This window comes from Pantoea sp. NPDC088449 (assembly GCF_044753225.1).
GTDB classification, from domain to species: Bacteria; Pseudomonadota; Gammaproteobacteria; order Enterobacterales; family Enterobacteriaceae; genus Pantoea; species Pantoea floridensis.
The window spans coordinates 34,179-58,732 of sequence record NZ_JBIVMT010000006.1; the positions used below are offsets into that span (position 1 = coordinate 34,179).

The 24,554-nt window shown below is 57.5% G+C and carries 22 protein-coding genes and 1 riboswitch; of the genes, 8 read left to right on the plus strand and 14 right to left on the minus strand.

Translation table 11 applies throughout. The features are described 5' to 3' along the window. The first annotated feature begins 127 nt into the window (after positions 1-127). Positions 128-964 (plus strand): fumarylacetoacetate hydrolase family protein, encoded by an 837-nt coding sequence (locus ACIP6T_RS21380; RefSeq protein WP_400458789.1) that lies wholly within the window; start codon positions 128-130, stop codon positions 962-964. A gap of 76 nt (positions 965-1,040) precedes the next feature. Here ACIP6T_RS21380 and ACIP6T_RS21385 read toward each other — a convergent pair whose 3' ends face one another. The 6 genes from ACIP6T_RS21385 to ACIP6T_RS21410 form a co-directional block, all read right to left on the minus strand. Beyond that, positions 1,041-2,552 carry a serine hydrolase domain-containing protein gene (locus ACIP6T_RS21385; RefSeq protein WP_400458791.1) on the minus strand — a complete coding sequence of 504 codons (1,512 nt, stop codon included), beginning with the start codon at positions 2,550-2,552 and terminating at the stop codon, positions 1,041-1,043. Beyond that, a complete protein-coding gene (locus tag ACIP6T_RS21390) occupies positions 2,549-3,289 on the minus strand; it encodes an ABC transporter ATP-binding protein (protein WP_097095696.1) in 741 nt (246 codons plus the stop codon). The genes ACIP6T_RS21385 and ACIP6T_RS21390 overlap by 4 nt, the downstream gene beginning before the upstream one ends. Positions 3,290-3,387: 98 nt before the next feature. Beyond that, positions 3,388-4,215, minus strand: a complete 828-nt coding sequence (locus ACIP6T_RS21395; protein WP_097095697.1) for an ABC transporter ATP-binding protein — start codon at positions 4,213-4,215, stop codon at positions 3,388-3,390. Further along, positions 4,216-5,115, minus strand: coding sequence for an ABC transporter permease (locus ACIP6T_RS21400; protein WP_097095698.1), 900 nt, complete (start codon positions 5,113-5,115; stop codon positions 4,216-4,218). Next, positions 5,112-6,122: an ABC transporter permease gene (locus ACIP6T_RS21405; RefSeq protein ID WP_345827826.1), complete on the minus strand. Its 1,011-nt coding sequence runs from the start codon at positions 6,120-6,122 to the stop codon at positions 5,112-5,114. Before ACIP6T_RS21405 ends, ACIP6T_RS21400 begins: the two co-directional genes overlap by 4 nt. Beyond that, a complete protein-coding gene (locus ACIP6T_RS21410; RefSeq protein WP_400458794.1) occupies positions 6,122-7,717 on the minus strand; it encodes an ABC transporter substrate-binding protein in 1,596 nt (531 codons plus the stop codon). The genes ACIP6T_RS21405 and ACIP6T_RS21410 overlap by 1 nt, the downstream gene beginning before the upstream one ends. 188 nt (positions 7,718-7,905) lie before the next feature. Between ACIP6T_RS21410 and ACIP6T_RS21415 the strand changes: the two genes are divergently transcribed. Together ACIP6T_RS21415 and ACIP6T_RS21420 are read left to right on the plus strand one after the other, a co-directional pair. Then, positions 7,906-8,961 carry a dipeptidase gene (locus ACIP6T_RS21415; protein WP_400458796.1) on the plus strand — a complete coding sequence of 352 codons (1,056 nt, stop codon included), beginning with the start codon at positions 7,906-7,908 and terminating at the stop codon, positions 8,959-8,961. Between the two features lie 2 nt (positions 8,962-8,963). Further along, complete coding sequence (locus tag ACIP6T_RS21420) at positions 8,964-9,878, plus strand: LysR family transcriptional regulator (RefSeq protein WP_345827831.1); 915 nt, start codon at positions 8,964-8,966, stop codon at positions 9,876-9,878. 86 nt (positions 9,879-9,964) lie between these two features. Here ACIP6T_RS21420 and ACIP6T_RS21425 read toward each other — a convergent pair whose 3' ends face one another. Continuing rightward, entirely contained in the window at positions 9,965-11,317 is a 1,353-nt protein-coding gene (locus ACIP6T_RS21425) for an MFS transporter (protein WP_400458798.1), read from the minus strand. A gap of 173 nt (positions 11,318-11,490) precedes the next feature. Further along, positions 11,491-12,393 carry an FCD domain-containing protein gene (locus ACIP6T_RS21430; RefSeq protein WP_400458800.1) on the minus strand — a complete coding sequence of 301 codons (903 nt, stop codon included), beginning with the start codon at positions 12,391-12,393 and terminating at the stop codon, positions 11,491-11,493. Between the two features lie 135 nt (positions 12,394-12,528). Between ACIP6T_RS21430 and ACIP6T_RS21435 the strand changes: the two genes are divergently transcribed. The 3 genes from ACIP6T_RS21435 to ACIP6T_RS21445 all read left to right on the plus strand — a co-directional run bounded on the left by ACIP6T_RS21435 (position 12,529) and on the right by ACIP6T_RS21445 (position 15,150). Beyond that, the gene (locus ACIP6T_RS21435; RefSeq protein WP_400458802.1) at positions 12,529-13,557 is read left to right on the plus strand and encodes a zinc-binding alcohol dehydrogenase family protein; all 1,029 of its coding nucleotides are present in this window, start codon (positions 12,529-12,531) and stop codon (positions 13,555-13,557) included. Positions 13,558-13,703: 146 nt separating this feature from the next. Then, positions 13,704-13,779, plus strand: a riboswitch (Fluoride riboswitch). Positions 13,780-13,868: 89 nt separating this feature from the next. Continuing rightward, positions 13,869-14,246, plus strand: coding sequence for a fluoride efflux transporter CrcB (gene crcB, locus ACIP6T_RS21440; protein ID WP_097095706.1), 378 nt, complete (start codon positions 13,869-13,871; stop codon positions 14,244-14,246). 106 nt (positions 14,247-14,352) lie between these two features. Then, a complete protein-coding gene (locus ACIP6T_RS21445) occupies positions 14,353-15,150 on the plus strand; it encodes a sugar phosphate isomerase/epimerase family protein (RefSeq protein ID WP_400458804.1) in 798 nt (265 codons plus the stop codon). On the opposite strand, the gene ACIP6T_RS21450 is transcribed toward ACIP6T_RS21445, so the two are convergent. The 3 genes from ACIP6T_RS21450 to ACIP6T_RS21460 form a co-directional block, all read right to left on the minus strand. Beyond that, positions 15,147-15,752: an alpha/beta hydrolase gene (locus tag ACIP6T_RS21450; RefSeq protein ID WP_400458806.1), complete on the minus strand. Its 606-nt coding sequence runs from the start codon at positions 15,750-15,752 to the stop codon at positions 15,147-15,149. The genes ACIP6T_RS21445 and ACIP6T_RS21450 overlap by 4 nt on opposite strands. A gap of 11 nt (positions 15,753-15,763) precedes the next feature. After that, positions 15,764-16,705: a glutathione S-transferase family protein gene (locus ACIP6T_RS21455; RefSeq protein WP_097095709.1), complete on the minus strand. Its 942-nt coding sequence runs from the start codon at positions 16,703-16,705 to the stop codon at positions 15,764-15,766. Positions 16,706-16,803: 98 nt separating this feature from the next. Next, positions 16,804-17,703, minus strand: a complete 900-nt coding sequence (locus tag ACIP6T_RS21460) for a LysR substrate-binding domain-containing protein (protein ID WP_400458808.1) — start codon at positions 17,701-17,703, stop codon at positions 16,804-16,806. Between the two features lie 264 nt (positions 17,704-17,967). On the opposite strand from ACIP6T_RS21460, the gene ACIP6T_RS21465 reads away from it, so the two are divergent. Beyond that, positions 17,968-19,092 carry a GNAT family N-acetyltransferase gene (locus ACIP6T_RS21465; protein ID WP_097095711.1) on the plus strand — a complete coding sequence of 375 codons (1,125 nt, stop codon included), beginning with the start codon at positions 17,968-17,970 and terminating at the stop codon, positions 19,090-19,092. Here the strand turns inward: ACIP6T_RS21465 and ACIP6T_RS21470 are convergent. Beyond that, on the minus strand, positions 19,089-20,921 hold the full coding sequence (locus tag ACIP6T_RS21470; RefSeq protein ID WP_345827843.1) for an ABC transporter ATP-binding protein: 1,833 nt from the start codon (positions 20,919-20,921) through the stop codon (positions 19,089-19,091). The genes ACIP6T_RS21465 and ACIP6T_RS21470 overlap by 4 nt on opposite strands. 64 nt (positions 20,922-20,985) lie before the next feature. On the opposite strand from ACIP6T_RS21470, the gene ACIP6T_RS21475 reads away from it, so the two are divergent. Then, complete coding sequence (locus ACIP6T_RS21475; RefSeq protein WP_345827844.1) at positions 20,986-21,480, plus strand: GNAT family N-acetyltransferase; 495 nt, start codon at positions 20,986-20,988, stop codon at positions 21,478-21,480. Between the two features lie 73 nt (positions 21,481-21,553). Here ACIP6T_RS21475 and ACIP6T_RS21480 read toward each other — a convergent pair whose 3' ends face one another. Together ACIP6T_RS21480 and ACIP6T_RS21485 are read right to left on the minus strand one after the other, a co-directional pair. Continuing rightward, positions 21,554-24,004, minus strand: coding sequence for a T6SS phospholipase effector Tle1-like catalytic domain-containing protein (locus ACIP6T_RS21480; protein WP_400458811.1), 2,451 nt, complete (start codon positions 24,002-24,004; stop codon positions 21,554-21,556). Next, positions 23,992-24,543, minus strand: coding sequence for a DUF3304 domain-containing protein (locus ACIP6T_RS21485; RefSeq protein ID WP_400459010.1), 552 nt, complete (start codon positions 24,541-24,543; stop codon positions 23,992-23,994). The genes ACIP6T_RS21480 and ACIP6T_RS21485 overlap by 13 nt, the downstream gene beginning before the upstream one ends. Positions 24,544-24,554: the final 11 nt, after the last annotated feature.

Here is a 24,554-nt window from a genome sequence, read left to right on the forward strand (position 1 = left end):
CAAAAATCGCGCCCGTTATTTGTAGGGGCGCCATTTATGGCGACCGCGTTAAATCAGCAGGTCGGTCCGCATTTCCTGCTGAATTTTGCTAACCTGCGCGCAATTTATATATAACAACGAGGCAGTCATGCAGCTCTGCAGTTTTTATCTTATTGACCAGCAAAGAAAAAGTTACGGTATTGTGCAGCAGGAAGGCGTGATTGATATCGGTGCGCGCCTCGGTGCGGACTGCCCGGATCTCAAAACGTTGTTGCAACGCGGCGCGTTGAGCGATCTTGATGCCTACCTTGCGCAACCCGTTGATCATCCGTTTAGCGCCATTCGCTTCCTGCCGGTAGTGGAAAATCCGGGCAAAGTGTTCTGCGTTGGCATGAACTACGCCGACAAACGCAAAGAGTTTGCTGAGACGATTGAAGCGCCCACGCTGTTTGTGCGTTTTGCGGATTCGCTGGCGGCGCACGAACAGCCGCTGCTGAAACCGGCCACTACGCAGGAGTTTGATTACGAAGGCGAATTGGCGGTAATTATCGGCAAATCCGCCTATCAGGTGAAGGCCGCCGATGCGCTGCAGCATGTTGCTGGCTATAGCTGCTTTATGGACGCCACGGTGCGCGACATGCAGTTTACCTGGTTCACCGCCGGCAAAAACTGGCAGCAAACCGGGGGGTTTGGGCCGTGGATGACCACCGCCGATAAGATCCCCGATCCGCAGCAGCTGGCTATTAAAACCTGGCTCAATCAGCGCGAAGTGCAAAACGATACCACCGCCAGCATGGTGCATCCGGTGGCGAAGATCATTGAGTACATTTCAGCGTTCAGCCCGCTGTCGCCAGGCGATGTGATCATCACCGGTTCACCGGGTGGCGTGGGCAAAAAGCGTACGCCGCCGCTGTTTATGTTCCCCGGCGATGAGATTGAAGTGGAGATCGAGAAAATCGGCCGCTTGCGTCACCGCGTGGTCTGAATGCGGTCGCCATTAATGGCGACCCTACGACAGAATCGAGCCGGTCTTGTAGGGTGCGCATTAATGCGCACCTGGTTTAACGGCTAAACCTCACCACCCGGCTGCGGTTCAACATTAACTGCAGCGTGTCGCCTGCGCGCGCAATCACAAAACGTTTCTCCCACGGTCCATCCTGCGCGGTGGCCAGTACGCGATCGCCACCTAACGACTGTAAGCGGGCACGAATCGCCGCCGGACCGATGCCCATCAGCAAGCTATCGCCTTCAACCACCAACTCGCTGCGCCACTGCGGCGCGAACCAGCGGCCCTGCAGATTATCGAGGCTGGCTTGGTCGGGCTGCACCGGCACAAAACGTCGTGCGGCATGGCCAATTTCACCGACAATCGCCGCGCCCTCGTGACGCAACTGCATCGGAAAGGTGCTGGAGAGCGAAACCGCATCGCCGTGCGCATCATCGCGCCACAGCGTTTCGCCGGCGCCAAGCCAGGTGGCCGTCACGCCCTTGATCTCCAGCCAGTCGGCGGCGTCTTCCGCCACGTAGAGCCCCGGCGTTAAATCGTGTCCTTTCTCCGGCAATTCACGATTAAGCAGCGCCGCCATCACGCGCAACACGCTTTCGGAAGTGGTGACATCTTCGCGATTGGCGACCAGCGCCACGCCGATTTTCAGCTCTGGATGCAGCAGAAAATAGCTCTTATAACCGGCGTGCGAACCGCCGTGGCCAAACAGCGTCTGGCTGCCAAGCGTCGAGCTGGTAATGCCCAAACCGTAACCGCTGGTGCGACCATCATTGAGATTGCGCGGTGCAGTCAGGCGCTGCAGCACGCCCGCGCCCGGTCCGCTATCGGCCAGCAGGCTTTGCAGCCAGCGTGTCAGATGATTGAGGCTGCCGGTGACGCTGCCCGAAGCCGAGAGATGCAAACCGGCGCTGGCGAGCTGCCAATGGTCGCCGTTTTGCCAGTAACCCGGCGCTAAACCGGGCACGATATCGAACCAGCTTTCCGGCGCAATCAGGTTGATATCCAGTGGATCGCTGATGTACTGCTGCAGCAAATCGTTGAAGCGTACGCCTTTGGCTTTTAGCGCTTCTTCCACCAGCCGGTAGCCGGTGTTGGTGTAAGAGATTTCGCTGCCGGGCTGATAGTTGAGCTCGCCTTCACGCGCGATAAAATCCAACAGGTCGGCGGCGCGGGTGGCGTTGTACACCGACAATCCCAGCAGCGATAAGGTTTCGCGCACGTCCGGCAGGCCGCTGCTCATGTCCAGCGCCTGGCCAACGGTAATCTGCCCGTTGGCGCCGCTGAGCTGCGGCAGATGCTGCGCCAGCGTGTCATCAAGCTGCAGATAGCGGCGGCCGGGGCCGGTTACCAACGCGGCAAAGATATGTTTGGTGATGGAGGCGAAGCGCACCACGCTGTCGGCGCTGAATGGCGTTTGCTGCGCCAAATCGGCCAGGCCAGCGCAGTGGGTGGCGTGAATCTGCTGCGCATCAAACAGCACGATTGCGCCGCCCGGCGCGCCCGGCTGCTGCCAGCTCTCGGTAATCTGTTGTGCGATATCCGCAGCGTGTTGCCAGTTAGCGGTCATGCCGGTTCCTCCAGCGTCATGCTGAGATCGAAAAGTTGGGCGGTATGCGGATGCTGGATGCGTCGCGCGCGCAGATCGTCGGCGCTCAGCTGCTCCACCATCTCGCCGTGCTGCATCACGCCAATGCGCTGACACAGGTGCGTTACCACCGCGAGGTTATGCGTCACCATAATGTAGGTGAGTTTGCGCTCGCTGCGTAGATCGCTGAGTAAATTCAGGATTTCGGCCTGCACCGACACATCCAGCGCGGAGGTAGGTTCATCCAGCAGCAGCACTTCCGGTTCGGCGATCAGCGCGCGGGCAATCGCTACGCGCTGGCGCTGGCCGCCGGAGAGCTGGTGCGGATAGCGGAAACGCACCGCCGCCGGCAAACCCACTTCGCTTAACGCCTGGCTGATGCGCTGCTCGGCGCGATCGAGCTGATGCACCAGCAGCGGTTCGTGCAGGATACGATCGATGGTCTGGCGCGGATGCAGCGAACCAAACGGGTCCTGAAATACCATCTGCACCTGACGATAAAAAGCGCGGCTGCGTTTGGCGCTGAGCTGCATGCCGCCAAACAGCATGCTGCCTTGCCAGTCGGCATTCAGCCCGGCGAGCGCACGCAGAATGGTGGATTTTCCCGAGCCGCTTTCACCCACCAGGCCAAAGCTTTCGCCGTTACCCACCGCAAAGCTGACGTTATTCACCGCCGTGTGCGCACCGAAGGCGATGTGCAGGTTATCGATTTGAATCATGGATGCTCCGTGCGGGCATGGAAACGGTCGGCATGAATGCCGACCCTACAAAAACGCGCTGAACGATCGTAGGGGCGCCATTCATGGCGACCTGCCAATTATTCCCGCCATGCGGCATCGCGCTGCAATACGGGTAAACGCTCACGCGCATGGCGCAGCGATGGCAAACAGGCCAACAAACCGCGCGTATAGGGATGCTGTGCCTGCTGCAGTTGCCCGGCGTCGAGCAGCTCGACGATGCGGCCGCCGTACATCACCGCCACACGATCGCAGAAGTGCGACACCAGCGGCAGATCGTGGCTAATCAGGATCAGCCCCATGCCGCGCGCCGACACCAGTTCGTCAATCAACTTAAGGATCTCGGCCTGCACCGTGGCATCCAGCGCGCTGGTGGGTTCATCGGCAATCAGCAGCTCCGGATCGGGTGCCAGCATCATGGCAATCATCACGCGCTGCCCCATGCCGCCCGATACTTCATGCGGATAGCGTTTCGCCACGGCAGCTGGATCGCGAATCTTCACCTGTTCCAGCAGCGCAATCGCCGCCTGCATCGCCGCTTTATGGCTGCCGCCTTTGTGCTCGCGCCAGGCTTCGGCAATCTGCTGGCCAATGGTCATCACCGGATTGAGCGAATACTTTGGGTCCTGCAGGATAAAACCGACGCGCTTGCCGCGAATTTTGCGCATCACTTTCTCGCTGGCACCGCGCAGATCGATGCCATCAAAGCGCAGTACATCAGCGCTGACCTCGGCATTGCCCGGCAGCAGCTGCATCAGGCTGCGCGCGGTGAGCGATTTGCCAGAGCCGCTTTCGCCAACAATCGCAAACTTCTCGCGGCCGACGCTAAAACTGACGCCGCGCACCGCTTCAAAGGTTTCGCTGCGCGAGCGGAAGGCAATGCGCAGGTTACTAATTTCCACCAACATTTAGCGCTCCTTAGGATCCAGCACGTCGCGCAGACCGTCGCCGAGAAAGTTGAACGCCAGCGACGTCAGGAAAATCGCGATACAGGGCATCAGTGGCACCCACCATTCACTGAACAGGAAACGACGCGCGGTGGCGATCATCGTGCCCCATTCCGGTGACGGCGGCTGCGCGCCCATGCCAAGAAAGCCCAGACTTGCGGCGGTGATAATGATGGAACTCATATCCAGCGTGACCCGCACAATCAGGCTCGGTACGCACAGCGGCATGATGTGGCGCAGAATAATGCGCAGCGGCGAAGCGCCGGTCAGGCGGCTGGCGGCGATAAAATCGCTATGACGAAACTGCAAGGTTTCGGCGCGTGCCAGGCGCGCATACGGCGGCCAGGAGGTGAGGGCAATCGCCAGAATCGCGCTCTCCACACCTGGCTTCAGGGCCGCGACAAACGCCAGCGCCAGAATCAAACGTGGGAAGGCGAGGAAGATATCGGTGATGCGCATTAACGCTTTATCGACGAAGCCGCCCGCATAGCCGGCGATGCAGCCAATCAACAGGCCGAGCGGCGCGGTGAGCAGCACCACAGCGATCACCATGCCGAGCGTGGTGCGGCCGCCGTAGATAATGCGCGTCCAGACATCGCGGCCCAGCTCATCGGTGCCGAGCCAGTGCGCGGCAGAAGGCGCAGCGAGGCGGTTTTCCAGATGCTGCACGCCGGGATCAAAGGGTGTCAGCCACGGCGCAAACAGCGCCAGAAACAGCATCACGCTGATCACCAGCAGGCCGATCATCGCCAGCGGATTGCTGCGCAGGTTGAGCCACAGGCGATAGCGTCGGCCCCACACCGCCTGGCGGCGGTTGGCTGGCGTGTCGTCAAGCAGCCAGTCTCGAGAGAAGAAGATCATTTTACGCGCGGGTCCCAAAGTCGATAGAGAAGGTCAGCCAGCTGGTTGAGCAGCACGTACACGGTGCCGACCAGCAGCGTCGCGCCGACCACCGGATTCATATCGGCGTTCATCAGCGAGGTGGTGAGATATTGACCCAGCCCCGGCCAGGCGAAGACGTTTTCCGTCACTACCGCGCCTTCCAGCAGCCCGGCGTAGGTCAATGCCAGCACCGTCACCAGCTGCACCGCCACGGTGGGAAAGGCATGGCGCCAGATCACCCGGCGCGAGGATAGCCCTTTGGCGCGCGCGGTAATCACGAATTCGCCGCTCAGCGCATTCAGCATAAAGGTGCGCGTCATGCGCGTAATGTAGGCCATGCTGAAGTAGGCCAGAATCAGCACCGGCTGCGCCATGTGCGCCAGCGCATCCCAGAAGGCGTCCATTTCTCCCGCCAGCAGCGAGTCGATGGTGAGGAAGCCGGTCACCTGCGGCACCATATCCTGCCAGATAATGTCCTGCCGGCCGGGACCGGGCGCAATGCCGAGCACCGCGTAGAACACCAGCAGGCTCAACAGCGCCAGCACGAACACCGGCAGCGAATGGCCGGCGAGACAGATCACGCGAATGGTTTGGTCGAGCCACGAACCCTGACGCACCGCCGCCCATACGCCGAGTGGAATACCGATGAGCGCAGCGATAATGATGGCTGCGGTCGCCAGTTCCATGGTGGCGGGGAAGAAGCGCGCGATATCGGTGCTCACCGGATTGGAGGTAAGAATTGATCGGCCGAGATCGCCATGCAGCAGTTGATTGAGGTAGTGACCAAACTGCACGTAAAGCGGCTGATCCAGCCCCATTTCCGTCCGCACGCGCTCCACCACCGATTGCGGTGCGTTATCGCCGACCGCCGCCAGCACCGGATCGGTGGGCATGACGCGGCCGATGAAAAAGGTCAATACCGACAGGCCAAACAGCGTCAGCACCAGGCTTCCCAGGGTGCTGACGATTCTCTTCAGTAACGGCATCAGGCTTTTTTCACCTGCGCATACGGCCACTGCTCCAGCACGGTCATGTGCACATCCGCCAGGCCTTTGCGGGTGGCGACATTCTTGGTCTTCTGCATCATGAAAATGAACGGACTCTTTTCACGCCCCAGCTGCTGGATCTGCTGGTAGAGGGCAATACGTTTTGCCGGATCCGGCTCGTGCAGCGCCTGCTCGGTCAGTTTATTGAACTGTTCATCTGACCAGCTGCAGCGCCACGCCAGGGTACGCGCACGTGCGTTATCGCTGTTGTCGGTGTTGACGCAGAAGGCTTCGGTGTTGGAGTTGGGATCGAAGTAATCGGCGCCCCACACGGTGAGTGCCAGTTGATGCTGACGCGCGCGCATTTTGGTCAGCACCTGGCGGTTTTCGGCGGCGATCAATGACACTTTGATGCCAATCGCGCCCAGCTGGGTCTGAATTGCCTGCGCGATGTCCGGGTACGGCTGCATCGAGTAGTGATCGAGAGTGATTTCGAAGCCATCCGGATAACCGGCTTCGGCCAGCAGCGCTTTGGCTTTTGCCAGATCTTTGTGGAATGGCGTATCGTCCAGCGCCGCCGGGAAACCGCTCGGCAGGAAACTCTGATGGGTGACAAAACTCATCGACAGAATGTTTTTCTGGATGCTGTCGTAATCCAGCGCCCACTTCAGCGCCTGCCACACCTGCGGCTTTTTCAGATATTGATTATTGGTGTTGCACGACATCAGCATGATGGCCGACAGCGATTGATTCACCAGCGCCACGCTGCTGTCGTTTTTCACCTGCAGCAGCTGTTCGGTGGTGAGGTCATACGCCGCATCGACATCGCCTTTCTTCAGCATCAGCGCCTGCGCCGCTGGGTCGGCGATATGTTTGAGGATTACGCGTTTGATTTTGCTCTGCGCGGCATATTGCGGGCTGAGTTCCAGAATCACCGTTTCGCTGGCATTCCAGGTGCGCAGCGTAAACGCACCGGATCCGGCGCTGTGCTGCTTCAGCCAGCCGTTGCCGAAATCGTTGTTCTGCTGATTCGCCAGACAAGCCTTCTTCGACACGATGCTGCCAACGGTAGCGGACAGGCAGTAAAGCAGGAAAGTTTCTGCCGCTGGCGCACCGAGTTTCATCTCCACGGTGTGGGCATCTTTCGCCGTCACCTGCTGCGTCACGTTATCTTTGGTGAAACCAAACTGGTTGATGATAAACGCCGGGCTCTTATCCAGCTTAACGATACGTTCAATCGAGAATGCGACATCTTCCGCGGTGAGCGGTGAACCATCGGCGAATTTCGCCGCCGGATCGAGATGAAAGGTATACGTGCTGTTATCGCTGCTGACGTCCCAGCTTTGCGCCAGCTGGCCAATGACTTTGTCGGCTTGTTGCGGATCGGGCGTGACTAAACGTTGATACAGGTTGCCGCAGATCTGGCCGCCGGTGGCTTCGAAGCTTTCATGCGGATCGAGGCTGGTGATGTTATCGAGCTGCATCGCTATCACCAGCATGCTGGGTGGCGTGGCGGCGAATGCGGAATTCAGGCTGAGGTAGGAAACAACAGGTACGGCAGTGCATCCTGCAAGAAAACGTCTTCTGGTAACCATGTAAACTCCCAACTGATTGATAATTAAAATAAAAAATTGTTATTTTGCGTTTTTATGTCTTGACTTTCCTGGCGTGCGGGAGGATTAATACCGGCACGAAGCCTTTTGTTTCACACGCCCTTTTTTGGTGCAATTTGCTCCGCCAGCTGGCAGTGCTGCGCTTTCTCCCGAACATGGAACTGAACAACATGTCTGATGCGACAACCTTCACCATTCCGGTTTTTGATGGCCATAACGATGTGCTGAATAAACTCTGGCAGCACCATCAGCCGGACGCGGTTAAGGCATTTTTTACGGGCACCCACAGCGGCCAAATGGATTTTCCGCGTATCCGTCAGGGAAATATGTTAGGTGGCATTTTCGCCACCTGGGTACCGTCCCACCCTCTGATTGCAAGAAGTGCGCCAGACCTCGCAAATTTTCCGCAGGAAATTATCAGCGCTGCGCGCGACGCCACCTTTTCCATGCTGGCGCTGCTGCTGCGCATTGAGCAGGCCTCAAACGGCCAGGTGAAGATTTGCCGCAGCGTGCGCGATATTCGCCACTGCATGGCTCACAACGTATTAGCGGTGGTGATGCACGTGGAAGGCGCGGAAGCACTGGATAGCGATGGCGAGCTGCTCGATATCCTCTACGCCAGCGGTTTACGTACACTGGGGCCGCTGTGGAGTCGTCCGAATCAGTTCGGCGACGGCGTGCCGTTCCTCTATCCTTCGTCGCCGGATGTCGGCAACGGCCTGACGGCGGCGGGCAAGCAGCTGGTGCGCGACTGTAATCGCCGCCGCATCATGGTCGATCTGTCGCACATGGATGAGAAAGGCTTCTGGCACACCGCAGAGATCAGCGATGCACCGCTGGTGGCGAGCCACTCCAACGCGCATGCGCTAAGCGCGCAGTCACGTAATCTCACCGATCGCCAGCTGGCAGCGATTGCCGAAACTCACGGCTTTGTCGGGGTTAACTTTGCAGTGCCGTTCCTGCGCGAAGATGGCGATCGCCACGCGCCGACCGGCGTTGATGCCATCGTGCGTCACGTCGAGTATCTGCTGGAAAAAGTCGGTGAAGATGGCGTTGGATTTGGTTCGGATCTCGATGGCGCAACCATGCCGGGCGATCTGAAAGACGTGGCCGGATTCCCGCTGCTGGTGCAGGCGCTGGCGGCACGCGGTTATTCACGCGCGCTGCTGGAGAAGATTTGCCACGGCAACTGGCTGCGCGTACTTGAAGCCACCTGGGGCGAATAACCATGCGGCTGCGGCATATTGAAGTGTTTCAGGCGATTGTGCAGACCGGCAGCATCAGTGCGGCGGCGCGCCTGCTCAATGTGTCGCAGCCGAATGTTAGCCGGGTGCTGAATCACGCCGAGCAGCAGCTTGGCTTTGCCCTGTTCGAACGGCGTGCGCAGGGGATGGTTGTTACCGCAGAAGGGCGGCGCTTGCTGCCGGAAGTGGAAGATATCTATCAACGTTTACAGTCGATTACCCAATTGACCGAACAGCTGCGGCGCGGCGAAGGGCAAACGGTGCGCGTTGGCGCCGCGCACGCATTTGGTCAGATGGTATTGGCACCGGCGCTGGTGAACTGGCGACAACAGGCGGCGTCGGTTAGCGTCGAGTTGGTGACCGAGCACTTCAGCACCTTATGCCGCATGATCATGGATAATCAGCTCGATTTCGCGCTGGTGTTTGGGCAGCAGGTGGAGGCGGACTTACTTGCCGAGCCGCTGTTTCAGTCATCGATGGTGGCGCTGCTGCCGCGCCATCACACCCATCATGAGCCGGTGACGCTGGAGTGGCTGTGCGCCAACAACCTGCTGATGATGCAGAATCAGGATCCGCTGGGTCGGGTACTGCACCGCGCGCTGCGCGATAAGGGGTTGAATCCAGCGGTTTCGCTGTCGATCAAAACCTATTCCGTGATTGCCGATATGGTGCTGGCGGGCGGCGGCGTGGGAATTGTCGATCTGTTCACCGCCTGTCGTTATGCCGACCAGCTCAAGCTGCTGCCGGTGGCGCAGCCGCTGCCGTTTGAAGTGATGTTAATCAGTCGCCGCGATCGGCCGCAGTCGCAGTCCACGCTGCAGCTGAAACAGGTGATTCGCAACAAGCTGTGGGAGATTGCCCGGCAGTGTGAATCGCAGTTTTTTACCCGCCCGGCATAACGCCTATTGCTGGTGCGCATAAATGCGCACCCTCCAAAACCCGTAGGGTCGCCATTCATGGCGACCGTCCTGCATCCGGCTCTGCATCAAATCCCATCCGTAATCGGTTTACGTACCAGCAGCAAATACGCCAGCGCCCCCACCACCGTCACACCGGCGCAAATCATCAACGCCAGGCTAAATGACTTGGTGGTATCCAGCACCCAACCGGTAATCACTGGGGCGAACGAGGCGAACACGAAGCTGGCGAAGTTCTGGATGCTGCCGACCGATGCCGTCATGCGTGCCGTGACGTTGGCGTGAATCAAACCCCAGCACGATGTCCCGGCAAAGTGGATGCAGAACAGCGCCATACCAATCAGCGTCACCGCACTGGTGGTGTCGGTGGCGCGGGTGACAAACGCAGTAAACGCGGCGGACAGCAACATGCCGCTGACGATGGAGATCTTACGCACCTTCACCGCATCGTGACCGCGACGCACCAGCGCATCTACCACATAACCGTTCAGCAGCATGCCCGCCGCGCCGAACAGGAAAGGAATCGCCGCCAGTAAACCGGTGCTTTTCAGGTCGAGGTTATAGGTGGATTGCAGATAGCCCGGCAGCCACGCGATATACAGCCACGCGGTGTAGTTGATGCCGCTGAAGCCAATCATCATGCCCCACATGGTGCGCTGCTTGAACAGACCGCGCCACTCGGCAAAACTCAGCGGTTCCTTGCGTGATGCCACGCTGCCCGCCTGCAAATAGTGAATCTCTTCACCGCTCAGTTTGCTGTTGTCGCGGTCGCGGTACATCAGATACCAGCCGATGGCGAGGAACATGCCCAGCACGCCGATGGTAATGAACATGCCGCGCCAGCCCATGACCATCATCATCGCCGCCAAAATAGGTGGCGCGATGGATAAACCAATCATCGAAGCGGCGTTAAACATCCCCATCGGCATGCCGCGATCTTTGATGTTGAACCAGTCGTTAATCACCTTCACGCCGCACGGGTTCATCGGCGCTTCACCAATCCCCAAACCGATGCGCACGAAAATAAACTGGGTGAAGTTATGCACCAAACCGGCTGCGGCCTGGAACAGCGACCAGAAGAACATGCCAATCGCCAGCATAATGCGTGGCCCTTTGCGATCCAGCAGCGCGCCACACGGCAGCTGTGCCAGGCCGTAAGCCAGGGAAAACGCCGAAAGCAGTAAACCAATCTCGGTCGCGGATAACCCCAGTTCGCCGCGAATCGTCATGTTGGCGACCGACAGCGAGCTGCGATCGAGATAGTTGATCATGGCGGCAAACAGCAGCAGCAACATGGCGGTGACCTGAATCTTTTTGATGCGCGGCGAGCGCACTTCATCACCGCGTGCCGGGATAAAATCTTGCCCGTCAGCAGCGGGTTGTGGCGCATTTTCGCGACCACGAGCCGAAGTATTTTCCATTGCAACCTCCCGGATGTGGGTACTTATCGTTATGCGTGGATGTGGGATCCTGCGGCAGCGAAACGGTGCTGCCACAACGGATTGACTTCGAGACTAGAAGCAAACCGTTCGGATGTTGCGGAGATGTTTCAGATTCGTGCGGGAGCTAATGCTTTGTGGTTTTTAATCGGTTTTTAATTGTACTGACGAATTGAGCGGATCATCGAGGTCTTGGCTGTATTGAGATGATTATGCAGGGCGCACAGCGCTTCCACATCCTGACGGCTAATCAGCGCGGTGAGAATCGCCATATGCTCCTCCAGCGCCACGATATTGCGCTGCTTGAGATCGGTTTCATCCCACTGATAGTGCGAGTGAAAAATCACTGAAATGATCTCCAGCGATTGATTGAAAAAAGGATTGTTGGCGGCCGAGAGAATCAGCGTGTGCATCTCTTTATCCAGCGCGGCGAAGTGGCGGTAATTGCTGGCGATGGTATCGCGCATCGACCGATGGCGATCGAGCAGATCGCGCGCCTGCATCCAGCGCTCATCCTGCGAAGGGAGATTGAGAAAGCGCGTCAGCGCGTGGGTTTCCAGCATTTCGCGCAGCTCAAACAGATTTTCGGCATAGTTTTGATCGAACTTCTTCATGCGCCACTGACCACGTTTCACCGGTTCCAGCAGGTCATAGCGCATAAAGCGCAGCAAAAATTCGCGCACCACAATCGGGCTCACTTTCACCTGCTGCGCCAGTTGCAGCTCGCTAAAGGTGTCGCCCGGCATCAGCTGGCGCTGGTTAATCAGGTTGAAAAAGGTCTGCTCAAACTGCATGGCCTGCTGTTCAATGGGCGGTGTGAGAGCGTTAAAACCGTCTTCATCGCAGGGATCGCGCACAATCACGTAGGTTTCATCCACCTTCTCCAGCACGCCGCGCTCATGCAGGTGCTGTAACGTGTAGCGCACCGTCGTGCGGCTGATATTGAACATCTCAGCCAGCGCCGCCTGCGGTGGCAGCGGCGAACGGATATGCCGTTTGGCAATGCCCTCCAGCATTTGGTTAATCACGTTCTGACGTAGGTTTTGACTGCGGCTCATACGCGTCTCCGGTTTTTTATTAATTAAAAACCATACAAAGCCCAAAAAAAGCGGATCGCTTCACACTTCCCCCCACGCAAAAACCTACAACTCATGATTTTCGCCATAACTTCGACATCAGCACAGGAGAAACCCATGACAACAATGAAAACGCTGGTGGTCGCCGAGCCGCGCCAGATGGTGTGGCAGCAGCGTACTAAACCGACGCCTGCCGCGAATGAAGTCCTCATCAAACCGATCGCCGCCGGGATTTGCGGCACCGACATTCATGCCTGGGCCGGAAATCAGCCGTTCTTCAGCTATCCGCGCGTGTTGGGGCATGAGCTGTGCGGCGAAGTAGTGCAACTCGGTAGCCAGGCGAGCGGCTTCCGGACAGGACAGCGCGTGGCACTGATTCCTTATGTGGCTTGCCAGCAGTGCGATGCCTGCCTGAGCGGCAAAACCAACTGCTGCGAAAAAATCTCGGTGATTGGTGTGCATCAGGATGGCGGTTTCTGCGAATTCCTTAGCGTGCCCGCCAGCAATTTACTGGCGGTAGATGATGTCGATCCGCAAGCCGCCGCGCTGATTGAACCCTTTGCCATTAGCGCCCATGCGGTACGCCGTGCAGCGGTGGTAGCGGATGAACAGGTATTGGTGGTGGGCGCAGGGCCGATTGGTCTCGGCGTGGCGGCGATTGCGGCAGCGGCTGGCGCTCATGTGGTGGTGGCGGATACCAGCGAGCAGCGGCGTGCGCATGTGACGGAGAAGCTGGGATTGGCGACGGTAAATCCGTTGGAAGAGGATTTTGCAACGCAGATGAAAGCGGAGTTTGGCGGACGCTTAGCCGCCAAAGTGATCGATGCTACCGGCAGCCCGGCGGCAATGAACGGTGCGGTAAAACTGATTCGTCACGGCGGCACCATCGTGTTTGTTGGCCTGCATAAAGGGGATTTGGTGATTCCCGACATCGAGTTCCATAAAAAGGAGACCACCTTGATGGGCAGCCGCAACGCCACGCTGGAAGATTTCGCCAAAGTCGGTGAACTGATGGCTAACGGTCAGCTTCGTGCCGATATGATGCTGAATCGTCACTATGATTTCTCTACGCTGGCGGAGACCTTTGAAGCCGAGGTCATCAATAATCGCGAACTGATTAAGGGCGTGATTCATTTCAATCGTTGATATTCGCACACACCGTAGCGGCGCAATTTATTGCGCATTTCTGAATTTAGCGCTCTGCCGCCATTGATACGCGCGATAAATCGCGCCGCTACAGCTGTGTGCCTTTTTCCTCATATTGTCTGCATTGCCCAGCCAGCGTATTATCTCCCGCCTAAGGTGATGGCGTGCCACCTTCCCCAACCGCCGTTCTGGTCACAGACGGCTGATGACGCCTGACAACACTCGTATCCCTGCGCGGGAGACGGCGGTGTGTCAGGTGTTTTCTGTCCTGCCGCGGCCCTGCGCGTATTTCATTTCAGGAGCTACACACTATGTTGAAGTCGTTACTGGCGGTTATCGTTGGCGGTGCAGTGGGCTGTTCATTGCGCTGGTTAATCTCTTTGCGGTTTAACGCGCTGTTTCCCAATTTGCCGCCGGGCACCTTGATGGTGAATCTGGTGGGCGGTTTTATTATTGGTGCCGCGCTGGCGTTTTTTGTCCGTAATCCACAGATCGATCCTTTCTGGAAGTTACTGATAGTTACCGGTTTGTGTGGCGGTTTAACCACCTTCTCCACTTTTTCGGCGGAAATTGTCGGGCTGCTACAATCAGGTAAATACCTTTGGGCGATGTCGAGTGTCATGGTGCATGTTATCGGTTCTCTGCTGATGACCTTCGCCGGTTTTGCCGTGGTGAATCTGCTGGGATAACCGCCACGCTTGAAATAACTCCTAAGAGGTAGATACTGAACGCCGTTCTGTCCGCGTGACGGACAGAATTTGTCACCGATTATCCGGACGATTAAGGAGCTGATTAATGCGCCGTAACCCCAAATTCCTTAACCTGGTGTTGTTAAACGGTGAACCTGAGGAAAAGCTGCGCGCCGCACGCGCCGCCGGTTTCGACCAGGTGGAGATCTGGCGTGAAGATGTGCAGGCCAGTACGCCGCAGCTCGCAAAGCAGTTGCAGCTGGGTTTCACCAATGTACAGGTGCTACGCGATTTCACCGGTGCGCCGGATCGCGATCGTCAGCAAAAACGCGAAGAACTGCGCCAGTTTATTCAGATTGCTCAGGCCATCGGCTGCGACACCATCCAGGCACCGGCCAGCACGCGCGAAGATTGCGTGGCGGCGCGGATTGATGAAGATTTGCGCTGGCTGGCGTCGGAAGCCGCGCGCTACAACATGCGCATCATGTATGAGCCAATGGCGTGGTGCAGCGTGGATAACACGCTGCCGCTGGCATGGGAACGGCTGCAGCGGCTGGACCAACCGAATATCGGTTTAGTGGTCGATCTGTTCCACATCTGTGCGCCAGGCGGCGATGCGTCGCAGCTGGATGGCATTCCTGCCGATCGTATCTACGAAGTGCAGCTGTGCGACATGGCAGAGATGCCGCCGCAGGATAAAAAGCCGCTCAGCGAGTATGCGCGTCATCAGCGTTTGCTGCCGGGTGACGGCATTATCGAAGTGGAACGCTTTGTCGATAAGCTGAAAAGTGCGGGTTACAGCGGGCCGGTCGGCATTGAAGTGTTTAATGATGAGCTGAAAGCGCAGCCAGCGGACGTGGCTGCGCACAAGGCGTGGCAGGCGTTAAACCGCTACTGGCCTTAATCCTGCAAGCATTGGGCAATAAACCCGGCTGCATCCATCGCGCCCTGCGATGAAATGGTGTGGCCGGTTGCGGCTTCATAACGCGCTTCCACCGTCACGCCCGCCTGCTGCAAACGCTGCGCCGCCGATTCGCTTTCGCTAAACGGAATCACATCATCGGCTTTGCCGTGAATCAGCAGCGCAGGCGTGTAAGGCTGCGGCGTTAAGGCTGCGTCAAACGCCAGACGGCCGGAAAACGCCACCACGCCCGCCAGCGGATAACGGCCAGACGCTAGCGCATCCAGCGCCATAATCGAACCCTGCGAAAAACCCACCAGAATCACTTTATCCCACGCGTCCGCCATGCCGTGTTGCGCCATCAGCTGTTGCAGCGTGGCATCAAAGGCGGCACGCGCGTCGCGTACGCGCGCCGGGCGGTTTTCCGGCGTGATGCCGGTCAGGCTGAACCATTGATATCCCATCGCATGTTCGAACGGGAAGGGCGCATTCGGCGAGGCAAACGCCACATCCGGCAGCAGGCGCGCCCAATGTTCGCCGAGCACCGCCAGATCGTTGCCGCTGCTGCCGACGCCATGTAAAAAAATCACTAACGCTTTTGCCATCGCACTGCTCCTTATAAACCGTAGGCCGTCATATCCGGGCCAACCGGCACAATACCGTTGGGATTCAGCGCTTTAATCGAATAATAGCCCTGTTTGATATGGTCGATATTCACCGTCTGACGCACGCCCGAAACCGCCAGCATACTCTTCAGATAACGATCGAGCAGCGGATAGTCGTGCAGGCGGCGCAGGTTGCATTTAAACAGGCCGTGATAGGCGACGTCAAAGCGCACCAGCGTGACAAACAGGCGGATATCCGCTTCGGTTACGCGCTCGCCGAGCAGGAAAGTGCGGCCATCCTGTAAACGCAGCTCCAGCTCATCCAGCTGGCTGAACACGTCGTTAAACGCCTGCTGATAGCTCACTTGCGTGGTGGCGAAGCCGGTGCGATAGACGCCGTTATTCAGGCGTGGATAGATCGCTTCATTCAGCGCGTCGATCTCGGCACGCAGATCCTCGGGATAGAGATCGATGCGATCGTCCGCCAGCGCGCCAAAGCCGCTGTTCAGCATGCGCAAAATATCGGCCGACTCGTTATTAACGATGGTGTGCGTCTGCTTGTCCCACAGCACCGGCACGGTGGCGCGCCCGGTGAAATCGGCATCGGCGCGGGTGTAAAGCTCGTGAAGGTATTCGGCTTTGTTGAGCCAGTCGCGATCTGCACCGGGATAATCGCCGAAGCGCCAGCCCTGCGCGCCGAGCTGCGGCTCAACCACCGACACGCTGATCACGTGCTCTAGCCCTTTCAGGCTGCGCGCCAGCAGCGTGCGTGAAGCCCAGGGACAAATCAGTGCCACATAGAGGTGATAACGATGCGGCTCGGCCGCAAATTCGCTGGAGCCATCTGCGCTAATCCAGTGACGAAAACTGGAGGTCTGACGCACAAATCCGCCCTGTTTGTCGGTGGCTTGCACCGGATGCCACTCTGCACTCCACTTACCGTTTACCAGCATAATTTTGCTCCTCTACGTTGATGAAGAGAGCATACATCGCTGCTGGATAAGTGATAATCCGGGCAAAACGGCTTTCATTGCTTCCATTTTGGAAGGAGTCAGCCGGGCGGATGGTGCTGGAAATGGTTGGCGAGGAAATCGATCAGCAGCCGGGTTTTTTGCGCCAGATGGCGCGCCGGCGGATAGAGCGCAAACAGGCCGAGCGGCGGCGTAGCAAACGCTTCCAGCAATGGGACGATATCGCCACGCTGCAGCGCGGATACGGCAATAAAGCCCGGCAGGCGCGCGATGCCTAATCCGGCCATCGCCGCCTGTAAACAGGCTTCGGTATTGGAGAAACAGAGACGACCACGAATCGGCATGCTTACGCTGTCGCCGCACGGCGTAACGAACGGCCAATGCCAGGGATCGCGGAAGTTGGTGTCACTAATACATTGATGCGTCGCCAAATCGCGCCAGTGCTGCGGCGTGCCGTGCTGGAGCAAATAGCCCGGAGAGGCAGCAACGCGAATCGGCACATCGCCGAGGCGGCGGGCGATTAGGCTGCTGTCGTCGAGCTTGCCGATACGGATCGCCATATCAAATCCTTCATCGACGATATTCACTGCGCGATCGGAGAAGTTAACGTCGAGTTCGATCTGCGGATAGTGGCGTGCGAACTCGACCAATACGCTGGAAAGTATCGCCGTGCCGAAAGTGCCTGGAGCGCTGATTTTCAGGCGGCCGGTTGGCGTAGTCGCATTATCGCGCACTGTGGCATCCAGCGTAGCAAAGGCTTCCAGCAGCGTTTTCACTCGCTCGTAGTAGGCGCGACCGACTTCAGTGGGCGACAGCGCGCGCGTGCTGCGTTTCAACAGCTGCACACCGAGCTCCTGCTCAAGCCGCGAAACCAGCTTTGAGGCCTGGCCACTGCTGGTGCCAAGACGCGCCGCCGCGCCGGCAAAGCTGCCCACTTCCAGCACCGCGACGAACATGCGGTCACAATCGAGTCGATCCATCAAGATTCCAGGTGACGAGAAAATCGTAGGGTGCGGCCTGCGGGTCACCCGTGTCAAATTGTGCACACGGTCGCCATAAATGGCGACCCTACAAAACGCGTCGGTCCATCGTAGGGGCGCCATTTATGGCGACCTAAAATCAATCAACCGCAGGGCGCGCAACCGGTTAAATACCTCCATTACACATTCAGTGCGCTGCACCTTTTCCCGCGCGGGAAAACCTGTTGAACTAGACTTTCGCTTTCACCTGGCCGGGAGCCGTGAATGTCTTTGTTTCATCTGTCGTCGCTGGCGGAGATTTCTGCTGTCGAGTGGGATGCGCTGTTACCTGACGATCAACCTTTTTTACGCCACGCCTTTCTCCTGACATTAGAAGAGAGCGGCAGCGTGCGGCCGGAAAATGGCTGGCAGCCCGATCACCTGTTATGGCGTGAGAATGGTAGCGTGCGCGCGGCGCTGCCGGGCTATCGCAAACGCCATTCGCGCGGAGAATATGTGTTTGACCACGCGTGGGCGGATGCCTGTCAGCGCGCGGGTATTGCGTATTACCCGAAATGGCTGGGCGCGATTCCGTTCAGCCCAGTGACCGGCGCACGCCTGCTGGGCGATGAAGCGGCGGTGCGAAAACTGCTCAACGCGCTGCCGGATAACCTGTTTGAGCACGGCCTGAGCGGTGCGCATATCAACTTCACCACGCCGTTCGCTAACCAGATCATTGAACAGCAGCCAGATTGGCTGGAGCGCCTTGGTCTGCAGTATCACTGGCATAATAAAGGCTATCGCGATTTCCAGGATTTCCTCGACACGCTGATGTCACGCAAGCGTAAACAGCTGCGCAAAGAGCGTGAACAGGTGATGAACAACGGTTTTGATTTCACCTGGTATCGCGGCGATGAGCTGCGCGAAGATCAGTGGGATTTCATCTACACCTGTTACGCCAACACCTATGCGGTGCGCGGTCAGCGACCCTATCTGACGCGCCAATTTTTTAGCCTGCTGGCAGAACGGATGCCACGTTCGATTCGGGTGGTGATTTCGACGCTGCAGGGCCAACCGGCGGCGATGGCGTTCTGTTTAGTGGATGGCAATACGCTGTATGGCCGCTATTGGGGCTGCCTGGCGGAGTTTGATCGCCTGCATTTTGAAACCTGTTTTTATCAGGGCATGGATTTCGCCATTGCGGAAGGTTTGCAGCGTTTTGATGCCGGTGCGCAGGGCGAGCACAAGCTGGTACGCGGCTTTGAGCCGCACATCACGCACTCGTGGCACTATCTGTCTCATCCCGGGTTGCGTGAAGCGGTAGCCGATTATCTGCAGCAGGAACGGGCAGGGGTGCGCGCCTGGGCGATAGAAGCGCGCGAATCCCTGCCGTATCGACGCGGTGATTAATCCGCGCCGACAAAACCGCCGGTCTGATGCTGCCACAGGCGCGCGTACAAGCCGCCGTGCGCCAGCAGTTCGCGGTGGTTGCCCATCTCGACAATCTCCCCTTTCTCCAGCACCACCAGACGATCCATCTTCGCGATAGTGGAGAGACGGTGCGCGATGGCGATCACCGTTTTGCCCTGCATCAGCGTTTCCAGGCTCTCCTGAATCGCCGCTTCTACCTCGGAATCGAGCGCGGAGGTGGCTTCATCCATGATCAGAATCGGCGCATCTTTCAGCAGCACGCGGGCGATAGCGATACGCTGACGCTGGCCGCCCGACAGCTTCACGCCGCGTTCGCCAACGTGCGCATCCAGCCCGGTACGGCCTTGCGGATCGGAGAGCAACGGAATGAACTCGTCGGCGCGCGCGCGGATAATCGCCGCCTGCAACTCCGCTTCTGTCGCGTCCGGTCGACCATACAGCAGGTTGTCGCGAATCGAGCGGTGCAGCAGCGAGGTATCCTGGGTGATCATGCCAATTTGCCCGCGCAGGCTCTCCTGCGTCACTTCGGCGATGTTTTGATCGTCAATCACAATGCGCCCGCTGTTGATGTCATACAGCCGCAGTAGCAGATTCACCAGGGTGGATTTACCGGCGCCGGACGGGCCAATCAAACCGATTTTCTCGCCTGGCTTAATGTTGAGATTGAGGCGGTTGATCACCTGACGGCTGCCGCCGTAATCAAAACGCACATCTTCGAAGCGGATCTGGCCGCGCGTCACCTGCATCTTTTTAGCGTTGGGCTCATCCTGCACGCTCAGCGGCTGCGCGATGGTGTTCAGGCCATCCTGTACCATGCCAATATTTTCGAAGATGCCGTTCACTACCCACATGATCCAGCCGGACATGTTCACCAGGCGGATCACCAAACCGGTCGCCAACGCAATCGCACCTACGCTTATCAGCGACTGGCTCCACAGCCACAACGCCAGCGCCGAGGTGCTGACAATCAGCAGGCCATTCAGCGTTGAGAGCGTGATATCCATGGTGGTCACCATGCGGCTGGCATGCTGGGTTTTGTCGGTTTGCTCCTGAATCGCTTCGCGCGCGTAACGCTTCTCCAGATCGTTATGCGAGAACAGTTTGATGGTGGCGATATTGGTGTAGCCATCGACGATGGTGCCCATCAATTTGGAGCGTGCTTCCGATGACACCACCGAACGCTGCTTGACGCGCGGCACGAAGAAGCTCAGCGATACGCTGTAGGCGACAATCCAGATCACCAGCGGAATCATCAGGCGCCAGTCCGCTTCGGCGAACAGCACCAGCGAGGTCACCGCATAAATCACCACGTGCCAGATGGCATCCACCAGCTGTACCGCCGAATCACGCAGTGAGTTACCGGTTTGCATGATGCGCTGGGCGATGCGCCCGGCAAAATCGTTCTGGAAGAAGTTCAGACTTTGGCGCAGCACGTAGTTGTGATGCTGCCAGCGGATCATGCTGGTCATACTCGGGTTAATGCTTTGATGTACCAGCATGTCGTGTACGGCAATCACCACCGGCCGCAGGATCAGCGCCACAAAGGCCATCCACAGCAGCACCGGCCCGTTATCGCTAAACAGCGTGGCGGGCGTGGAGTGATTAACCAGGTCAATAATGCGGCTGAGATAGCTAAACAGCGCCACTTCAATCAGCGCCTGCGCCAGCCCAACAATCAGCAGCGCGACAAAGCTTGGCCAAACCTGACGCAGATAATAGAAGTAAAACGGCCAAACGCTGGAAGGTGGGGAATCGGTTGGCGCATCCTGGAAAATATTGATAAAACGTTCAAAACGACGATACAACATAGAGTCACTCTTCCCAAATTGGTGAGAGTTAACAGCTTAGTGCAAGTGAAAAGGGATTACCGACATGGATTTACTGATTCGCGGTCGTGAACCGGGCGATGCCGCCGCCTACCAGCGTCTTTATAGCCATCCTGATGTGTATCGCTGGACCACGCAGCTGCCGTGTCCTAGCGTGGCGACCTGGGAGAAAAAGTTCGAGAAAATGGATGAGCTGGGGTATATCGGCTTTGTGGCGGAGATTGATGGCGCGATGGTTGGCGAGCTGACGCTATTTGTTGAGCAGCGCCCGCGTACCCGCCACAGCATCAGTTTTGGCATTAGCGTCGATCCGGCTTATGGTGGACGCGGCATCGGTGAAAAACTGATTCGCCACGCCATCGATTACGCCTACAACTGGCTGGGGATAATGCGCATTGAGCTGGAAGTGTTCCACGACAACGAGCGCGCGCTGGGCCTGTATCAAAAGCTGGGCTTCGAGCGCGAAGGCGTGAAGCGCAAAGCCTGCCTGCGCGACGGCGAGTATCACGATATTGTGCAGATGGCGCAGCTACGCTCTTAACCGTAGGGTCGCCATTATGGCGACCTTGCCAAAAAACGCACAAAGTCACCCACTCTTCGCCAATTTAACGATGTCAGGTATTCACTGCTTCCATAGCTCCATCCAACCATCCCGCATCAATTACAGCTTTGATCCTGGCGAATTCCTGTTGTGCAATAGCTGCCTTTTGCTGGGCGACGACAGCACCGGGCTTCTGGGTAAATGCCTGCAGCACTTCAGCGCCAGGGAGTAGGGGAAGCGGTTTGCCTGAAAGGATATCGACAGCCTGTGTCTCCAGAGATACCGCGCCCAACATGCCAGCCATACCAAGTAGTTTGCCTTGTGGGTTTTTCTGGCGAATGATAAATGCGGCGCCGCCTGCAAGCGTGGCAACCCCAACGGCCATGCCAGCGATAATGAGCGGAGACAACGGTTTATTACAATCTTTACCAAAATAAACCATTCGGTATCGGAAGTAGCTGCCCCATGGCTCGCGGGCGCCAAAAGCGTTATGCATGAACCAGGCACGGGAGTCATGTATCTGGTCGTCAAACAGCGAACGAACTAGCCCGCCGGGGAGCATCGCGTCGAGTGTATCTGTCGTTGGGAACAGCACCTTGAGGCGGCTCTCACCGGCAGTCTTCATCCGCAGCCACTCGTCGTATTCATTATCGGTATTCAGTAAAAAGACCGAGTTTTTCAGTGCGTATAGGGGCTCGAAATACCATTCCTGGGTATTGTCCGGGCGCAGTCTCTGATATTCATGACGGAACTCGTCGGCACCCTGGCGAAGCTGGGTCTGGCCTAGGGCTGCGTCAAAGTCCTTAGGCCCTTGCGGCATTAGCTTAAACTCGCCTTCATTCATTTTGGACTGCATTTCTTTTCGTTTATCGTTTACTGCTTTCTGCCGGTCTGCCTGTGCTTGCTTTGAGGCTTTAAGAACAGCCGGATCGCTGTCGCTGTCCAGCCCGTTGGCGGCGGCATCGATATAAAAACGCTGCGTTTTGTAGGTGCCATTCGCATAGCGTCCGATGCGCCATGCGGTGAGCCAGGCAACCTGCTCCTCTAAGGCCTTTTCCAGGCTTATTTGGGCTGGTTCCGGTTTGTAGCTTGCAGACTGGGCTGAAGTGAAAAGTTCTGCAGCAGGCGAGAGGTTGAGCGTCAGCGTACGCCAGGCGTTGAAGCGTTGAATCAGTTCTGGAGATACCATGTAATCCTGCCGGACATCCTCAGGTATGATACGCCACTGATCATTTTTTAGAATTTCAGGGATTGATTCTAATGGAACCTTTAGCGGTGCCCCTGCGTAAAAGGCAGCGGCGTACATATCATGGAGCGAGATTTGAGAAAGAAGAATGCCATCGTCCGGCCCGTTTGCCTTGCCCTGGTCGCCCGGCGGGTAGCCGCCACCAATGTCGGAGTGCATACCGGGGTATACAACTTCAACGCTGTGGGCTGGCATAGTGCCGTCAGTGCGGCGGATGGAGTCCAGCGGGAAGCACAACCGCTGCTCGTGGGCGGAAACCAGGTGTACACAGCGTTTTATCAGGCCGCTGTAGGTTTCTTCGTCAGGCAGCTCCTGATTGCCGTCGGCCCATCCCATATGGCCTTGCGCTATCGGTGCCAGATGGGGTACCCCCACCGAGGCCACCGTATCGAGCAGGCCGAGAAATTCTACGCTGAGCGGTATTTTTAGATCGCCAGCCATTAGACATTGCTCTGGCGTGCCCTTTCCGTCTTGAGGTGAGGGGAGTAGCTCGCTGAGCCAGTTGACAAAGGTGCGGGCTGCCGCTGCCCCGCGTGAAAAACCGTAAACATAGAGCTTAATGCCCAGCAACTTGATTTTTCCCGGTTCCGCCGGGTTCAGCGCGACCTTCAGTTTTTCCTGTAAGTCTGGGGCCTTGAGCAGGCGCTGAAACTCTTCATAACGGTTGCTGCTGCCAGTAAAGCCGAAGATAGCCATTGACGTTGCCATGTTCTGCACTGATTTCCAGCATTCACCATCATCAATTTTCGCCAGCCCGGTGGTACGTCGCAGAGCGTCAATTATCCGCAGAAGCCCCCAGTTAATCCTGTCCTCACCCCGCATCGCAAAGGCTAAACCGGTCATACTGAAATCCAGGTCCATTACTTCAGGAAAAGGAGTACCCACGCCGGGCATATAGTATTTGTAATATTTGTTGCCGGCACTTTCCGCGAGGTCCGTTAGCTCTGAATTCCTGCTGCCAAGACCAGCGGCATAGCCCTGGCCTATGGTTGCCCGGAACAGGCGGGCGATATTGGTAGGATGTTTCGGTTTGGATATATAGAGGTCGTGATTGAGGTTGTTGCCGGTACCATCAAAAAACAGGCTAATGTGCAGGGTCTTGCAGCAGGGAGGTTCTACGCGGCGGCCTGCTGCCATAGAGAGTTCGTTGTGATATGCCAGCTCCTGACTGTCCTGCTGTCGGTAATTCTTGCCAGCCAGTGCTGCATCTTTGGGCAATCTCCCCAATGCCGGAAACTCTGGCGGATACCAGGTCAGTGCGGTGTTTACTTCGGACATACGGCAGGTTCCTTCATGTTCACAGGTTCTTTGATGGGATAAGCAGGGCTGCCATAACTGGCACAACTGGTTGTTACCTTGATCTGTTCACAGGGGAAGAAGTGGACCGTGATACCGCAGGTTTTTTCAGAAGAGGTGTAGGGAGGAAGCTGAACAACCGCGGAGTGCGTTTTGTTCAGTAATTTAATTTTTTGAAACCATTCTTGCTCTTTTTGGTAATAAGCAACCGCTTCCTGATGCCAGGCTTCTTTGCTTTGCCCCTTTAGAACAGGGGGTTTTGGTCTGGGTATTTCTGGAGCATCACTGGCAAAAGCAATGCCGGTTTCCCATTCGACCCGAACGGTCAATCCTGGTTTCCACGCAGACGGTGACTGATAGCAGCATCCTCCACCACCCCCTTGAAACGGGCCTATAGCATCCAGCCCGGACTGACCATTCACGCTGAAGTGATTAATAGCCCACTTCGTGTGATTTACTGCTTCAATAGTGCCGGCGAAAGCAGGCTGAAAGAATGCGGTCAGCAGCAAGACCCCCGCGATCCCTACAAAAG

Bases quoted from the DNA above. Each gene is read 5' to 3' on its own strand.
- ACIP6T_RS21410 (WP_400458794.1), bottom strand. From the start codon at position 7,717: ATGGTTACCAGAAGACGTTTTCTTGCAGGATGCACTGCCGTACCTGTT.
- ACIP6T_RS21460 (WP_400458808.1), bottom strand. From the start codon at position 17,703: ATGGATCGACTCGATTGTGACCGCATGTTCGTCGCGGTGCTGGAAGTG.
- crcB (WP_097095706.1), top strand. From the start codon at position 13,869: ATGTTGAAGTCGTTACTGGCGGTTATCGTTGGCGGTGCAGTGGGCTGT.
- ACIP6T_RS21405 (WP_345827826.1), bottom strand. From the start codon at position 6,122: ATGCCGTTACTGAAGAGAATCGTCAGCACCCTGGGAAGCCTGGTGCTG.
- ACIP6T_RS21470 (WP_345827843.1), bottom strand. From the start codon at position 20,921: ATGTTGTATCGTCGTTTTGAACGTTTTATCAATATTTTCCAGGATGCG.
- ACIP6T_RS21435 (WP_400458802.1), top strand. From the start codon at position 12,529: ATGACAACAATGAAAACGCTGGTGGTCGCCGAGCCGCGCCAGATGGTG.
- ACIP6T_RS21415 (WP_400458796.1), top strand. From the start codon at position 7,906: ATGTCTGATGCGACAACCTTCACCATTCCGGTTTTTGATGGCCATAAC.
- ACIP6T_RS21450 (WP_400458806.1), bottom strand. From the start codon at position 15,752: ATGGCAAAAGCGTTAGTGATTTTTTTACATGGCGTCGGCAGCAGCGGC.
- ACIP6T_RS21380 (WP_400458789.1), top strand. From the start codon at position 128: ATGCAGCTCTGCAGTTTTTATCTTATTGACCAGCAAAGAAAAAGTTAC.
- ACIP6T_RS21445 (WP_400458804.1), top strand. From the start codon at position 14,353: ATGCGCCGTAACCCCAAATTCCTTAACCTGGTGTTGTTAAACGGTGAA.
- ACIP6T_RS21475 (WP_345827844.1), top strand. From the start codon at position 20,986: ATGGATTTACTGATTCGCGGTCGTGAACCGGGCGATGCCGCCGCCTAC.
- ACIP6T_RS21385 (WP_400458791.1), bottom strand. From the start codon at position 2,552: ATGACCGCTAACTGGCAACACGCTGCGGATATCGCACAACAGATTACC.
- ACIP6T_RS21455 (WP_097095709.1), bottom strand. From the start codon at position 16,705: ATGCTGGTAAACGGTAAGTGGAGTGCAGAGTGGCATCCGGTGCAAGCC.
- ACIP6T_RS21480 (WP_400458811.1), bottom strand. From the start codon at position 24,004: ATGTCCGAAGTAAACACCGCACTGACCTGGTATCCGCCAGAGTTTCCG.
- ACIP6T_RS21465 (WP_097095711.1), top strand. From the start codon at position 17,968: ATGTCTTTGTTTCATCTGTCGTCGCTGGCGGAGATTTCTGCTGTCGAG.
- ACIP6T_RS21430 (WP_400458800.1), bottom strand. From the start codon at position 12,393: ATGAGCCGCAGTCAAAACCTACGTCAGAACGTGATTAACCAAATGCTG.
- ACIP6T_RS21390 (WP_097095696.1), bottom strand. From the start codon at position 3,289: ATGATTCAAATCGATAACCTGCACATCGCCTTCGGTGCGCACACGGCG.
- ACIP6T_RS21400 (WP_097095698.1), bottom strand. From the start codon at position 5,115: ATGATCTTCTTCTCTCGAGACTGGCTGCTTGACGACACGCCAGCCAAC.
- ACIP6T_RS21425 (WP_400458798.1), bottom strand. From the start codon at position 11,317: ATGGAAAATACTTCGGCTCGTGGTCGCGAAAATGCGCCACAACCCGCT.
- ACIP6T_RS21395 (WP_097095697.1), bottom strand. From the start codon at position 4,215: ATGTTGGTGGAAATTAGTAACCTGCGCATTGCCTTCCGCTCGCGCAGC.
- ACIP6T_RS21420 (WP_345827831.1), top strand. From the start codon at position 8,964: ATGCGGCTGCGGCATATTGAAGTGTTTCAGGCGATTGTGCAGACCGGC.